A 14,388-nucleotide genomic window follows, 5' to 3' on the forward strand; every position below is an offset into this window, starting at 1 on the left:
TCGCCCACAACCTGACATCAGCAAGGTCCCCACCCACAAGCACACCAACGACCAACCTGGCCACCAGTCACGGCAAGCACCGTTGCAGTACTAGGGCACGTACACGTACGGCGTGGTCGTGGTCAGGGCGTGGAAGCCGAGGCGTTCCAGGATGGGGCGGCTCTGGCTGGAGGCGTCGACCTGGAGATAGCGGTAGCCGCGGTCCATGGCGGCCCGGGCCCGGTGGGCGACGAGCGCGCGGTAGATGCCCCGGCCGCGCCAGTCCTCGACGGTGCCGCCGCCCCACAGCCCGGCGAAGCGGGTGCCGGGCACGAGCTCCATGCGAGCGGCGCTGACCGGCGTGTCTCCGGCAAGGGCGACGACGGCGACGACGGTGTCCGGGTCGCCCGTCAGCCGGGCGAGCAGCTGGTGGCGCAGCCGGGAGGCATCGGTGCCGAACGCCTTCTCGTGCACGTCCGCCACGAGATCGACGCCCGCCCGGTCGGTGACGGGCAGGACGCGAATGCCCTCCGGCGGCTCGGCGTCCAGGATCAGGTCGGCGACCTCGCCGATCATCAGCGTCTCCTCGGGCTCGGGCGTGAACCCGGCGGCCCTCAGGCGCTGTCCGAGGTCCACCGGCCGGTCGTGCCGGTAGAGCTTCCATTCGAACTCGTGGCCGAGCCCGGTGTAGTGGGCGACCTGGTCGGCGATCGCCGCGTCGGCGCCCGCCTCGTCCAGGTCGGACCAGACGACGCCGTTCCAGCCCTGCGCCGGGGCCACCTGGCGGATCACCTTCCCCACCCGCTCGATGCGGGCGTCGGGGCCGTCGGGCTGGGCGCCTTCGCGCAGGTCCCGGTCGAAGAGTGCGAGTACCGCGGCTTGATCCATGCGCTCAGTCCACCATTCGGACGCCCCCGCGGCAACGTCGTTTACGACCGCCGTACGCACCCCTCACCGGACGCGCGGCGCCGCGTAGTCTGCGCTGCGGAGACCACCACCACGTCACGAGGAGGGCCGTACGTCATGGTCGTGAAGGACGCCGAACTGCCGTACCTGCGTCGCTGCGTCGAGCTGGCGGCCGAGGCCCTGGAGGCCGGGGACGAGCCGTTCGGTTCCGTGCTGGTGGGCGGGGACGGCACGGTGCTCGCCGAGGACCACAACCGGGTGGCCTCCGGCGATCGCACCCGGCACCCCGAGTTCGAGCTGGCGCGCTGGTCCGCGGCCCACCTGACCCCCGAGGAGCGGGTGGCCGCGACCGTCTACACGTCCGGCGAGCACTGCCCGATGTGCGCGGCCGCGCACGCCTGGGTGGGCCTCGGACGCATCGTGTACGTCGCCTCGTCGGAGCAACTGGCGTCCTGGCTCGGCGAGTTGGCGGTACCCGCCCCGCCGGTGCGGACCTTGCCGGTCCACGAGGTGGCGCCCGGCGTGACCGTGGAGGGCCCGGTGCCCGAACTGACCGAGGAGGTCCGAGCGTTGCACCGCCGCTTCCATCGCGGCGAGGGCTGAGCGGCCGCGGCGGCCGGCGCGGGTGGGCCGGCACTAGGGCCCTTCGATGGATCTCCGCGGCGTCGCGACGCCCGGCACGCTCCCCCACTGCCTTAAGGGCGTGGGCGGTGCCCCCACTCGCCGCACCGCGCGAAAGCCCAAGCAGCGCCTCCCCCACGCTCGGCTTCGCTCGCGTGGGGGGGACCCCTATCGAGGGCTTTTGCGCGGCACGCCGAGAGCACGCACCGGACGCCGCTCCTTCTCCCCCGGAGATCCATCAGAGGGCCCTAGCCGAGTTCGAGCGTCGTCACGCCGAAGACGCGGTCCTGGGCGTACGGCCGTACCGGTCCGGTGTACATGCGCGCCGTCTCGAAGGAGGGCGTGAGGCCCGCCGCCTCGGCGAGGGCGATGCCCGCCCGGTTCGTCTCGGGGACGTCGACGGCGATCTCACTCCCGGCCGCGTCGGCGGTCAGGGCGGCGAACAGGGACCTGGCGTCCTCGGCGGTGTCGGCGAACAGTGGCCCGATGCGCAGCGCGTCGCGGCCGGGGCGGATCACTCCGTAGCCGGTGACGCGGTCGCCGGTGCGGCGGACGACGGCACGGTGGCCGTCGGCGGTCAGCCAGGCGGCCACGAAGAGCGGACGGTCGGCCGGGGCGCACGCGCTGTCGTACGCGGTGATGTCCGCCAGGTCGGCCGGCCGCACGGCACGGACGTCGGCCGGGTTCTCGGTCGCGGGCGCGGTGCCGGTGAACCGGACGGTGCGGTAGGCGGGTTCGAAGCCGGACCGGCGGTAGTTGGCCTGCTGCGCCACGACTCCGTCGAGTCCGATGGTGCGGTTTCCGGCGTGGGCGATCGCGGTCTTCCACGTGGTGAGGCCGTGGCCGAGGCCGCGCAGGTCGGGCCGTACGAGGTAGAAGCCCAGGAAGGCGTAGTCGGCGCCGTAGTTGACGACGGAGATCGACGACACGGGCTCGCCGTCGATCCGGCCGAGGAAGAAGCCGTCCGGATCCTGGGCGAAGAACGCCGGCCCGTCGGCGAGTCCCGGGTTCCATCCCTCGTCCGCCGCCCATCCGCTGACGACCGGCCAGTCGTCGAGGCGTGCCTGCGTGACGACGAGACCTTCGGGGGCCGGTGAGGTCATGGTGCGCTCCATTTTTGTGGGGGCGTAGCGGGCGGCGATCGGCCGTACGAGCATCCTTGCCGATCTTCCGGGAGGGCGTCACGGTGCGATCTAGCCGTTGGCTGACGGGCGTCGGCCACCGTGGCCGTGCCGCCGTACGGCGAAGGCTCCACCGGTCACCGCCGGTGGAGCCTTCCGTCTTCCCGGTCGGTCAGCGCTCCGCCCGGGGGCGGAAGCGCCGGTACACCGCGGCCCCGCCCATGACCAGCGCCGCGCTGCCAGCGACGGCGGGCAGGGCCAGGTCCGCCCCCGTGGCGGCGAGGGCTCCCGTGGAGTGGCGCCCGTGGGTGTGTGGGGCGGACCCCGTACCCGGACTCGCCTTGGTCGGCGGGGTCGGCTTCGGTGTCGGCCGGACGGGGCGCCCGGGACCGTCGGGCCGGTCCCCGGGGTTGTTCACGGACTCGTTGCCGACGGCCGCGTTGCCCACGCCGACCACGTTCACCGTGTTGCCGCTGACGTTCACGGGGAGGTCGACCGGGAGCTGCACGCCGTTGCCGGAGAGCACGCCCGGTGAATCCTTTCCGCCGCCTTTCGCCACCGCTCCGCCGGACGCCTTGCGCCGGTCGCCGCCGCCCTCGTCGACGTTGGCGCAGCTGTTGCCCGCCGCGGGGTTGAGGACCCCCACCACGTTCACGGTGTTCCCGCACACGTTCACCGGGATGTGCACCGGGAGCTGCACGGTGTTGCCGGAGATCACCCCGGGCGAGCCTGCCGCGGCGCCGTCCGCCGCGGAATCGGCGTACCCCGGGACAGCCATGGCCATCGCCCCGGAGGCGGCGGCGACGGTGATCACACCGTTTCGGGTAACCCGTCTCATAGGTTCCCTGCCTTCCAGACATGGACGCGGGCACTCGCCCGCATCGCATAGAACGTGAGTGAACCAATCCGAGTTATGGCTAATCGGCCTTTCACCCCATCGAGTGGCATGGTTGTCGAACTGATGGCAAAACCGTCATGAGCTGATCGCGGGAGCGCAGGGTAAGGCGCATCCCAGGGTCCCGCTCGTGCGGAGGCGTGCCTTCCGAGGTCCCCTTATCGTGATCGAGGACGCCGATTTCCGGACCGCGGCAGGCGTCCCTGGAGGCATTCATGCTGGCCAAGCTGTCGACGCGGCCCACGTTCCGGCGCTGCGCGCTCTCCTCGGGCGTGGGACTGGCCCTGCTCGGCGTGGGGCTGCCGGTCATGACCGCGGATGACTCCGAGCCCGATCTGTCGCGGTTCTACCGGCAGAAGGTCACGTGGTCGAAGTGCGAGGGCGTGGAGATGCCCGAGGACCTCCAGTGCGGGAAGGTCACCGTCCCCCTCGACTACGCGAAACCGGAGGCGGGCACCCTCGAGCTGGCGCTCGCCCGCTACCGGGCGACGGGGAAGTCCCGGGGCTCGGTGCTGCTGAACTTCGGCGGGCCGGGCAGCGCGGGCGTCAGTGAACTCGCCGCCGGGTCCAAGGACTTCATGGACCTGACGAACGGCTACGACGTGGTGGCCTTCGATCCCCGGGGCGTCGGCAGGTCCTCTCCGGTCAGCTGCGGCAACGGCTCAGACGGGGCCGCGGCGGTGCTGGACGAGGACACGGATCTCGGCGGCGACCCGCAGGCCGTCCTGGGGCGGCTGCGGAAGGCGGCCGACACGTGCGCGAAGCACTCCGGGCCCGTCCTGCCGCACATCGGCACGGTGAACGCCTCACGCGACCTGGACGTGATGCGCCAGGCCCTCGGCGACGAGAAGCTCAACTACCTCGGTTTCTCCTACGGAACCCGGCTGGGCGCGGTGTATGCGGCGCAGTTCCCCAAGAAGGTCGGCCGGTTGGTGCTCGACGGCGTGGACACGCTCACCGAGCCGCTGTCCGAGCAGGGCGTGGCGGGCGCAGCGGGGCAGCAGACGGCGCTGGAGGACTTCGTCGACTGGTGCGTGAAGGACATCGCCTGTCCGCTCGGTACGGACGCCCGCACGGCCCGGGAGGAGGTCGTACGGCTCGTCGAATCGCTCGACCAGGATCCGGTGCCGACCGACTTCGGCGACGAGTTCACCGGACAGGACCTCGTGGGCGCCATCGGTCATGCCCTCTACAGCAAGGAGATGTGGCCGTCGTTGGAGCGGGCGCTCGCCGCGCTGGTCGAGGAGGGTGACACGAATCCGCTCCTCGGGTTCTCCGGCGGAGGGGCCGGCTTCCGCGCCGGGACGGCGACCGACGGCGGCCTGGTCGATCAGGAGGACGTGCCCCTCGACAATCTTCAGTCGGCGCTGATGGCGATCAACTGTGCGGACGATCCCGATCGCCCCGCAGCCGACCGGATCACCCGGGACCTCGGCCGGCTGCGCGCCGAGTACGACCAGGCCTCCCCGGTCTTCGGCCGCTACCGGCTCGCCGAGTACCTGATGTGCTACGGCCGCCCCAAGGGCACCGACTTCATCCGCGAGCGCGTGCGTGACGTCCGCACGCCGAAGATGCTCCTGGTCGGCACCCGCGGCGATCCGGCGACGCCGTACCGCTGGACCGTGGAGACGGCGCGGCGGCTCGGCGACTCGGCGGTGGTGCTCGACAACAAGGGCGAGGGCCACACCGGTTACGCGTCTTCCAAGTGCGTGCACCGGAAGGTCGACGCCTTCCTGCTGTACGGCTCCCTGCCGCCCGACGGCAGCTCCTGCGGACCCGAGGACGACCGCGACTGACGTACGGCCGACAAGGGCGGGTTGCCTCAGGGTGGGCCCGCGTCGGTCACTCCGGGTTCCCAGCCGGCGAGGCGGCCCATCGCGCGGGCCGTCTGAGTGAAGCCGTCGTCGCCGAGCAGCGCGCGCAACTCGGCGTTGCAGCGGTCGATCTCCGGCTGCGCCGCCCGCAGCGCCGCAGCGCCCGCCTCGGTCAACTCCAGGACCACGGCCCGGTGTTCGCTCGGGTGTGTCCGTTTGGCGAGGAGACTGGCCGCGGTGAGCCGTCCGACCAGTCCAGTGATGGCGGATTCGCGCAGGCCGAGCGTGTGGGCGAGGTGCCGCTGGGTGATGCCCGGCTGGTCCCGCACCGCGAACAGCGCGCCGAGTTGGGCCGTGGTGATCCCGGCGGCGGCCAGACAGCGCCGGTCCGCGACGGTACGCAGCCGGTGCGCGGCCTGCTGCAACAGGAAGAACAGGCGCTGATCGGGCTCGGACATGGGCCGATCTTGACAGAGGCGACAGACCCGCGCCACCCTCACTTCACCAGTGAAGTGAGGTCGATGTGAACGACTCCCCGGATGACGTGAACGACTCCCTGGATCTGGCGCTCGCCCGGAAGGTCCTGGCCGCTCAGCCCTTCAGCGTGCTGCTCGGCACGCGGCTGGTGACCTTCGGCGACGGTGCCGCCACCCTCGAACTGGACATCCGTGACGAGCTGCTCCAGCAGTACGGCTTCGTGCACGGCGGAGTGCTCGGCTACGCGGCGGACAACGCGCTGACCTTCGCCGCGGGCTCCGCCGTCGGTGCCCGGCTGATCACCGCCGGTTTCACCATCGACTACCTGCGGCCGGCCAGGGGCGACGTCCTGCGCGCCGAAGCCCGGGTGGTCCGGGCCGGCCGCACCCGCGTGGTCTGCCGCTGCGACCTGTCCACCGTCGAGGGCGACGGCACCCCGACCCTGTGTGCGGTGGCCCAGGGCACGATCGCCGTGAACGGGACCGGACAGCCATCGGCGTGAGCCGGGAGGCCGTCGGGGCATCGCACCGTCGTGAATCAGCGATACGGCCGGACGTCCTCCGGCGGCGCCCCAGCGACGCCCGCAACCGATTGCCCCAAATGCCCCATCCCGGAATCAGACCTATGGTGCTGCTATGGAGCACGCACTCAGCCCCGCGACCCTCACCGACCTGCGCCGCCCGCGCCCGTATCCCGCGGTGTCCGTGCTGACACCCACGCACCGCCGCGAGCCCGGGAGCGCACAGGACCGGGTCCGACTGCGCAATGTCGTGGCCGAGGCCAAGAGGCAGCTCGAGGCCGATCCCGCCGTTCCCCGGGAGCGGCGCGCCGACGTGGCGCGGCAGCTCGACCAGGCGCTCACCGAAGTGGACCTGACGCACGCCGAGGACGGCCTGGTGATCTTCGCCGCTCCGGGTGAGCACCAGGTGTGGTCGCTGGCCCGCTCCGTGCCCGAGCGTGTGGTGCTCGCGGACACCTTCCTGACCCGCAACCTGGTCTCCGCGCAGGCCGCCGAACACCCCTTCTGGGTGCTCTCGGTCTCCGCCGACCGCGTCACCCTCTGGAGCGGCGGCACGGACCGGGTCACCGAGGCCCGCACCGGCGGCTTCCCGCTGACCAGGAGCCGCGAGAACTTCGACGCCGAACGCCAGGAGCGGATCGGTGACCTGCCCAGCGCCTTCCGGGACGAGGACACCCGCCACTTCCTGCGCGAGGCGGACACCATGATGAGCGCGGTCCTGCGCGAGGACACCAGGCCGCTGTACGTCACCGGCGAGCCGGCCGCGCTGTCCTGCCTGGACGAGATCGGCAGCGTCACCAAGGACGCCGCCCACGTGCCGCACGGGGGTCTGGCGCACGGTACGCACGAGGCCGTGTGGCAGGCGGTCCAGCCGCTGGTCGCCGCCGAGGCCCGCAACAGCACCGACACCGTGGCGCGGGAACTCGAATCGGCACGCGGGCGCCGGGCGTTCGCGGCCGGTGTCGACGAGGTCTGGCAGAACGCCCGGGAGGGCCGGGTGGGGCTGCTGGCCGTCGAGGAGAACTACCGGGTGACGGTGCGCGACGACGGCGGCGCCCACCTGATCCCGGCCGAGAGCGGTGACCTGGACGCCCGCGAGGACATCGTGGACGAGATCGTCGAACAGTGCCTGGAGACCGGCGCCGACGTCCGGTTCGTACCGGACGGCACACTGGGCGACGCCGACGGGATCGCGGGCGTGTTGCGGTACTGACGCCTCTGGACGCGGTCTGGCACGGCCCGAGCCACATATGCCAGACTCCTAGAACAGAGGGCCGTCGAACACACAACTGAAGACCGCGTCGGCCACCCCGCCAACCCCTCAATTCACGTACGTCGCCTACGACTTGATCCGCCCGGTGTCGTACACCAGACGCACGCCACAGTCGCTCCGTGAAGACTGTGGCATATGCCAGAAGCACCACCGTATCGTGTGTTGCCAAATCCCTTACAGGGCGTCGCGGGCTGTGCAAGAGTCGTAACGGTCCTTCCGTCCGCCTTGGTCGTACCGTCCCGCATCGGAGTGCGTCATGCCGTCCCATCTCTCTGCGGACCGCCCAGCCGCCCAGCCGCCAGGACGCGGCTCGGTCGACGCGCTCATATCGCAGACGCGACGGCTCAAGGGCGACGTGGACGCCGTACGGAGGGACACGCAGAGCGACGGTGCTGATCCGCAGGAACGGTGGCAGCGCGCGCTGTGCGATCTCGCGCTGCACCAACTCAACGACCTGGACGAGCACTTGGCGCAGTTGCGGGACGGCCCGCCGTCCGTGCCCGCGCCCCCCGGGGCGGCACCCTCCGTCCCCGCCGCGCCGCCCGCCCCCCGGCGCGGCTCGCTGCTCAGCCGGGTCGGCAGCGCGGAGTGGAACCTGCTGACGGACGAGGCCAGTTGGTCCGGAGAGCTCTACCAGATCCTCGGCCGCGACCCCGCAGCTCCCCCGCTCACCCTCGACGAACTGCCGTCCCTGGTGCTCGACGAGGACCGGCCGAAGCTGACCGCCATGGTCACCGACTGCCTCGTCGACGCCAAGCCCATCGACGGGGAGTTCCGCGTCGTGCGCCCGGACGGCGACGTACGGACCGTGCACATGATGGGCGAGCCGGTGCTCGCCGCTGACGGCAGTACCGCATCGATGTGGGCGGTGCTGCGGGACGTCAGCGAACTGCGCCGCAGCCAGCGGGCGGTGAACGAGACCCGTGACTCGTTACAACGCCACCGGCACCGCGCGCAGACCGAGCACCGGCTCGCGGTCGAGCTGCAGGAGGCCGTGCTGCCGCCGTGGCGCGGCTCCCTGCGGCTCCCGCACCAGGGACCGGAGACGCTCGATCTGGCGGCCCACTATCTGCCGTCGTCGACCAGCGCGCTGATCGGCGGCGACTGGTACGACGCGCTCGAACTGGCCGACGGCGAGACCCTGCTCAGCGTCGGCGACCTCACCGGGCACGGCGTCGCGGTCACCTCGGGCATGGCGATGCTGCTGGGCGCCGTACGGGGCATGGCGATGGCCGGCACTCAGCCCGGTCAGCTGATGGCCTGGCTCAACCAGCTGCTCGACGCCACCGTGCAGCCGGCCCTCGGCAGCGCGGTCTGCTGCCGCTACCGCCCCGAGACCCGCACCCTGGTGTGGGCCCAGGCGGGACACCCCGCCCCGCTGCTGTTCCGCGACGGGACGGGGCGCACCCTGCACGCACCGGACGGCGTCCTGCTCGGCGCGACCTCCGGTGCCTCCTACGAGCAGGCCGAAGAGACCCTCGAAGCAGGCGATCTGCTTCTGCTGCACACGGACGGGCTGGTGCCCCTGCACGACCGGACGGACACCCGGACGGACACCGTGCACCGTCTCCTCGACCTGGCCCCCCGATTCGGCGAGGCCCGAACCGCACAGGACTGTGTGCGGACGGTCGTGGAGGAGTTCGGCGAGAGAGAGCGCGAGGACGACGCCTGCGTACTCGTCGCCAGGGTGATATGAGAGTACGACGGCACAGTCGCCCTGTGCCTGTGCACTGTTCTCCCTATGCCCGCGCGCTGTTGCCGCCGCCTGGCTTCTTGCCCTTCGGCAGCGCCAGCCTGATCTCCTCCCGCAGCTCCTGGATCTTCGGGTAGGTGGCGTACTCGGCGGTGAGCCGGTACATCTGGGCCAGCCGGTCCCAGGTACGACGGGAGGAGTTCGATCCCATCGCCATCAGGGCCAGCCGTGCGTACCGGTCCGCCTGTTCGGGGTCGTCGGCGATGAAGCAGGCCGAGGCCATGGACAGATGGTCGAAGATCTTCGACCGCTCCCGGCCGTCGACGCGCAGGGACAGGGCCTTCTCCGCGTAGTGCTGGGCGTGCACGGCCGCACCCGGCTCGTGCTCCGCCAGCGTGCGATAGGCCAGGGCCTGCATGCCGTACAGGTCCTCCTCCTTGAAGGTCTGCATCCAGCTCGGCGGCGGCACGTCGCCCCGGTCGGAGACGAAGAGGTCCTCCGCCTGGCCGAGGGTGCGGCGCATGGCCTGACCCTTGCCCATGGAGGCCTGTGCCCAGGCCTCGATGGTGTGGAGCATCGCCTTGGTGCGTGGCAGCACCTCGTCACCGGAGCCGGACTGGGCGAGCTTCATCAGGTCGAGCGCGTCGTCGGGCCGGCCCAGGTGCACCATCTGGCGAGCCGCTCGGGAGAGCGCCTCCCCGGCGCGGGGCCGGTCGCCGCCCTCTCTCGCGGCATGGGCGGCGATGACGAAGTACTTCTGAGCCGTGGGCTCCAGGCCGACGTCGTGCGACATCCAGCCCGCGAGGACGGCGAGGTTGGCGGCGACGCCCCACAGGCGCCGCTGGAGATGGTCGGGGTGACGGTAGGCGAGCATGCCGCCCACTTCGTTGAGCTGGCCTACGACTGCCTTGCGCTGCAGCCCGCCTCCGCGGGCCGCGTCCCAGGCCCGGAACACCTCGACCGAGCGCTCCAGTTCCTCGATCTCCTGCGATCCGATGGGGGCGGCCTCGTAGCGGTCGAACCCAGCGGGGTCGGCGTGCAGGGGGTCGTCGAACTGGGGAGCGTCGGCGGTCAGGGCCGGATCGGTGTGCAGCCAGTCGTACATGGCACTGCTGAGTGCGGATCCCGCGGCGAGCACGGCACCCGCGCCCACCAAGCCGCGTCGGTTGAGCATGAGGTCCATTCCCGTGAATTCGGTGAGGACCGCGGCGGTCCGTTCGGGCGCCCACGGCACTCCGTCGGGATGTTCCGCACTCCCGCCGCGTGGCCGCTTCCCCGCACGCCCGTGCCGGACCAGACCGAGGTCCTCAATGGTCACGACACGGCCGAGACGCTCGGTGAACAGAGCCGCCAGCACCCGCGGCACCGGATCGCGCGGGATCTCTCCCATGTCGATCCAACGCCGCACCCGGGAGGTGTCGGTCGCCAGCTGGGGGTGGCCCATGGCCGCCGCCTGCCGGTTGACCAGCCTCGCGAGTTCACCCTTGGACCAGCCGGCCAGGCCGAACAGGTCCGCAAGGCGGGAGTTGGGTTGTCCGCTCACGTCAAGCCCCCAGGTTCTCGGCTGAGTTGACAGTAGCCCGGTGAGAGTTGCCGGGCGACTATTCGCCAGGGTTCGCCAGGGCACGCCAGATGGTGTGCCACTGGGCATCGGGTGTCAGGTAGGAAAGCGCCACCCCGACCCGGTCGCCGAGGGACATTCCCCAGGGTGCTCCCCGGGGGCCGGGCCGGGTAGCGCACTGACGTCGCAGGCACACGAAGGGATCTGTTTCGCCCATGTACACAGCATCGTCCTCCGTGTCCGCTCCGCCCCGGTCGCTGCACCCCCGTCCGGCGGGTGGCGGCCCCTACCTCGACCCCGCACGCCCGGCGGCCCCCGTGCTCGGCGCGGGCATGACCCGGCGTGTTCCGGGGCTCGGCACCCAGCCGCTCAGCGGGAGACTCGACTTGTCCGGCTCCCAGGGCGCCCAGCTGCGCACGGCGATCGCGTCGGTGCACCGGATCTGTCCGGAGTTCGCCCCGGTGCAGGTGCTGCGCCGCAGCGGACGCTCCGTGCTCCTGGTCGGCACGACAGGACGCAGCACGGCCGTCGCGAAGTGTTTACTGGACCACTCCCCCGTGTGGTCCGAGCGGATCCGCCACGAGATAGCCGCATACCGCTCGTTCGTCCGGCACCGCCCTCCGGTGCGCGTGCCGAGACTGATCGCGGCGGACCCGGACAACTGCACCCTCGTCATCGAGCGGATGCCCGGCCGGGTGGCGGCACTGCTCCGGCACCCGGCCGAGGCCCCGCCCCGCGCGGACATCAGGGCGGCACTCGGCGCGATCTGCCGGCTGAACGCCTGGCGGCCGCCGGCGGGCACCTTCGACGCCCCGCTGGACTACGCGGCCCGCATCTCCCGGTACCACGAGCTGGGGTTGCTCACCGACCGGGACATGGGCGACCTGCAGAAACTGCTGCACGGCATCGCGGCGACCGCGGGCCGGCAGGGCATGGGCCAGTTCTGCCACGGCGACGCGCTGTTGTCGAACATCCTCCTGTCACCGGCCGGTCCAGTGCTGGTGGACTGGGAGCACGCGGGCTGGTACCTGCCGGGCTACGACCTGGCGACGCTGTGGTCGGTCCTCGGCGACGCGCCCGTGGCCCGGCGGCAGATCAGCCAGATCGCCCAGTCGGCGGGTCCCGCCTCGCGGGACTCGTTCCTGGTGAACCTGATGCTCGTGCTGACCCGTGAGATCCGTACCTACGAGACGGCCGTGCAGCGTTCGATGCACGACACGACCCCGGCGGCACCGGGACCGGCCCACCCGGGTGCTGCGCCGTCCGGCGAGGAACAGCGGCTGCTGCTCAGGCGGCTGCACGACGACTGCCAGCTGGCCCGCCGGGCCGTGCGCGCGGCGGTCGGCACTCGCTGACGGGGATGACGGTCCGCGGTGCGCCGCTGTGCTGGCGCACCGCGGACCGTCGTATGTCCGCCACGAAACTCCCGTAAAACCTGATGAACGGAAGAAATCACTCGTCCCTGGGCATGATTGACGGATCGTCGGCAGGCCAATACCACAGACGGACCCCGGCCCGCACGGCTCATCGCCCGACCGTCCCAGGAGGCTGCATTGAGAGGATCCGCCACCGGCACCGGCAGAGCCGCCGGGCACAGACACAACCGACGGAGAACCGCCGGCACGGTGGCCTCCGCCGCCCTGCTGCTGCCGCTGCTCGGCGCGGCCCCGCCCGACGGCCGGGCCTCCGCGGACCGGCTGCGGCAGGCGTTCGCCTTCGCGGCCGCCGAGTACCACGTGCCGCAGAGCGTGCTCCTGGGCGTCTCCTACCTCCAGTCCCGCTGGGACGCGCACGGCGGAGCGCCGAGTGTGACCGGCGGATACGGCCCCATGCATCTGACCGACGCCCGCACCGCGCTCGCCGGCGCGCCGCACCACAGCGAGGGCAAGGAGGACGCGCGCGGCGACCGTGCCCGCCCGCCGCTGCTTCCCAAAGCGAAGGTCCCGAAGAACCACGAACTCCCGGCCCGCCTCAGGACCTTGTCCAAGGCGGCCGAGCTCACCGGCTTCTCCGCCGAGCGGCTGCGCACCGATGCCGCCGCGAACGTGGCGGGCGGTGCCGCCCTGCTGGCCGCCGCCCAGAAGGACCTGGGCGAGCCGCTGAGCAAGGACCCGGAGAAGTGGTACGGGGCGGTGGCCCGGTTCTCCGGCGCGGGCGACCGCGCGACGGCGGCGGCATACGCCAACGAGGTGTACGACGTGCTGCGCACCGGTGGGGAACGCATCACCGACGCCGGTCAGCGGATCGCCCTGGCCGCCCAGCCGAACCTGGTACCAGACACCGCTCAGCTGGCCCGCACGGGGCTGCGCACGCTCGACGCGGGCGGCACGGAGTGCCCGAAGACGGTGTCCTGCGAGTGGATCCCCGCTCCGTACAAAGATCTCGGGGAGGGCGACTACGGCAACCACGACGTGGGCGACCGACCGGCGTCCCAGAGCATCGACTACATCGTCATCCATGACACCGAGGGCCCCTGGGAAGGAGTCCTCGCCATGGTGCAGGACCCGGCCTACGTGTCGTGGAACTACTCGCTGCGCTCCACGGACGGCCACATCGCCCAGCACGTGAAGGCCAAGGACGTGGCGTGGCACGCGGGCAACTGGTACGTCAACGCCAAGTCGGTCGGCCTGGAGCACGAGGGCTTCCTGGCGAGCCCCGACGCCTGGTACACCGAGGCCATGTACCGGTCGTCGGCGCGGCTGGTGAAGTACCTCGCGGAGAAGTACGGGATCCCGCTGGACCGGCAGCACGTCCTCGGCCACGACAACGTTCCGGGCCCGACCACCGCGACCATCGCCGGCATGCACACCGACCCGGGCCCGTACTGGGACTGGCGTCACTACTTCGCCCTGCTGGGCCGCCCCTTCGAGGCCACCGCCGACGAGCGCGGCGGCCTGGTGACGGTCCGGCCCGACTACACCGCCAACCGGCCGGAGTACACGGGCTGCGTCGCCAAGGGCGAGCCCTGTGCGGTCCACGGGTCGAGCGCCGTGCGGCTTCGTTCCGGGCCCGGCGAGTCCTACCCGCTGATCAAGGACATCGGCCTGGGCACGACCCCGACCACCGGGGTGAACGACCTGTCCTCACGGGTGTCCACCGGCCAGCAGTACGCGGTCGCCGACCGGGACGGCGACTGGACGGCGATCTGGTTCCTCGGGCAGAAGGCCTGGTTCAGGAACCCGAAGAAGTTCCCGACCGCGGTGCACGCGACCGGCCGGGTGGTGACCCCCAAGGCCGGCCTGGCGAGCGTCCCGGTCTACGGGCGCGCCTACCCGGAGGCCTCCGCCTACCCGGCGGGAGTGCCCGCCCAGTCGGTGTCGCCTCTGCCGTACAAGCTGCTCAAGGGCCAGAGGTACGTGGTCGGCGACAAGGTGCCGGGTGAGTACTACTACGCGGTGACCCTCGACGAGGCCTCGCACAAGGTCGTGGTCGGCAAGGACCTGTACTACGAGATCCAGTTCGGCCACCGGGTGGCGTTCGTGCGGGCGGCGGACGTACGGGCGGAGCCGTCGCGGTCGTAGTCTCCAC

12 protein-coding genes are annotated in these 14,388 nt (G+C 71.7%); 7 read left to right on the plus strand and 5 right to left on the minus strand.

Features of this window, described 5'->3' with window-relative positions; genetic code table 11:
- Window positions 1-90: 90 nt before the first annotated feature.
- Window positions 91-867, minus strand: coding sequence for a GNAT family N-acetyltransferase (locus ABT063_RS45150; protein WP_351066912.1), 777 nt, complete (start codon window positions 865-867; stop codon window positions 91-93).
- A gap of 135 nt (window positions 868-1,002) precedes the next feature.
- Between ABT063_RS45150 and ABT063_RS45155 the strand changes: the two genes are divergently transcribed.
- A complete protein-coding gene (locus ABT063_RS45155; protein WP_351066913.1) occupies window positions 1,003-1,488 on the plus strand; it encodes a nucleoside deaminase in 486 nt (161 codons plus the stop codon).
- Window positions 1,489-1,754: 266 nt separating this feature from the next.
- Here the strand turns inward: ABT063_RS45155 and ABT063_RS45160 are convergent, their stop codons facing one another.
- Window positions 1,755-2,609: a GNAT family N-acetyltransferase gene (locus ABT063_RS45160; protein WP_351066957.1), complete on the minus strand. Its 855-nt coding sequence runs from the start codon at window positions 2,607-2,609 to the stop codon at window positions 1,755-1,757.
- A gap of 190 nt (window positions 2,610-2,799) precedes the next feature.
- Complete coding sequence (locus tag ABT063_RS45165) at window positions 2,800-3,465, minus strand: chaplin (RefSeq protein ID WP_351066914.1); 666 nt, start codon at window positions 3,463-3,465, stop codon at window positions 2,800-2,802.
- 272 nt (window positions 3,466-3,737) lie between these two features.
- On the opposite strand from ABT063_RS45165, the gene ABT063_RS45170 reads away from it, so the two are divergent.
- Entirely contained in the window at window positions 3,738-5,318 is a 1,581-nt protein-coding gene (locus ABT063_RS45170; protein WP_351066916.1) for an alpha/beta hydrolase, read from the plus strand.
- Window positions 5,319-5,344: 26 nt separating this feature from the next.
- Here ABT063_RS45170 and ABT063_RS45175 read toward each other — a convergent pair whose 3' ends face one another.
- Window positions 5,345-5,794, minus strand: a complete 450-nt coding sequence (locus tag ABT063_RS45175; RefSeq protein WP_351066917.1) for a MarR family winged helix-turn-helix transcriptional regulator — start codon at window positions 5,792-5,794, stop codon at window positions 5,345-5,347.
- 86 nt (window positions 5,795-5,880) lie between these two features.
- Here ABT063_RS45175 and ABT063_RS45180 point away from each other — a divergent pair, with 86 nt between their 5' ends.
- From ABT063_RS45180 to ABT063_RS45190, 3 genes are all read left to right on the plus strand, one after another.
- Window positions 5,881-6,315, plus strand: a complete 435-nt coding sequence (locus ABT063_RS45180) for a PaaI family thioesterase (RefSeq protein WP_351066959.1) — start codon at window positions 5,881-5,883, stop codon at window positions 6,313-6,315.
- Window positions 6,316-6,448: 133 nt separating this feature from the next.
- On the plus strand, window positions 6,449-7,546 hold the full coding sequence (locus ABT063_RS45185) for a baeRF3 domain-containing protein (protein ID WP_351066919.1): 1,098 nt from the start codon (window positions 6,449-6,451) through the stop codon (window positions 7,544-7,546).
- A 316-nt stretch (window positions 7,547-7,862) separates the two neighbouring features.
- Complete coding sequence (locus tag ABT063_RS45190; RefSeq protein ID WP_351066921.1) at window positions 7,863-9,302, plus strand: PP2C family protein-serine/threonine phosphatase; 1,440 nt, start codon at window positions 7,863-7,865, stop codon at window positions 9,300-9,302.
- Window positions 9,303-9,345: 43 nt separating this feature from the next.
- On the opposite strand, the gene ABT063_RS45195 is transcribed toward ABT063_RS45190, so the two are convergent.
- Complete coding sequence (locus ABT063_RS45195; RefSeq protein WP_351066922.1) at window positions 9,346-10,842, minus strand: DNA-binding protein NsdB; 1,497 nt, start codon at window positions 10,840-10,842, stop codon at window positions 9,346-9,348.
- A 233-nt stretch (window positions 10,843-11,075) separates the two neighbouring features.
- Between ABT063_RS45195 and ABT063_RS45200 the strand changes: the two genes are divergently transcribed.
- Both ABT063_RS45200 and ABT063_RS45205 read left to right on the plus strand, forming a co-directional pair.
- Window positions 11,076-12,215 carry an aminoglycoside phosphotransferase family protein gene (locus ABT063_RS45200; RefSeq protein WP_351066923.1) on the plus strand — a complete coding sequence of 380 codons (1,140 nt, stop codon included), beginning with the start codon at window positions 11,076-11,078 and terminating at the stop codon, window positions 12,213-12,215.
- A 198-nt stretch (window positions 12,216-12,413) separates the two neighbouring features.
- A complete protein-coding gene (locus tag ABT063_RS45205; protein WP_351066924.1) occupies window positions 12,414-14,381 on the plus strand; it encodes an N-acetylmuramoyl-L-alanine amidase in 1,968 nt (655 codons plus the stop codon).
- Window positions 14,382-14,388 lie beyond the last annotated feature (7 nt).

The sequence above is a fragment of the Streptomyces sp. NPDC002838 genome, assembly GCF_040295365.1.
Classification (GTDB): domain Bacteria; phylum Actinomycetota; class Actinomycetes; order Streptomycetales; family Streptomycetaceae; genus Streptomyces.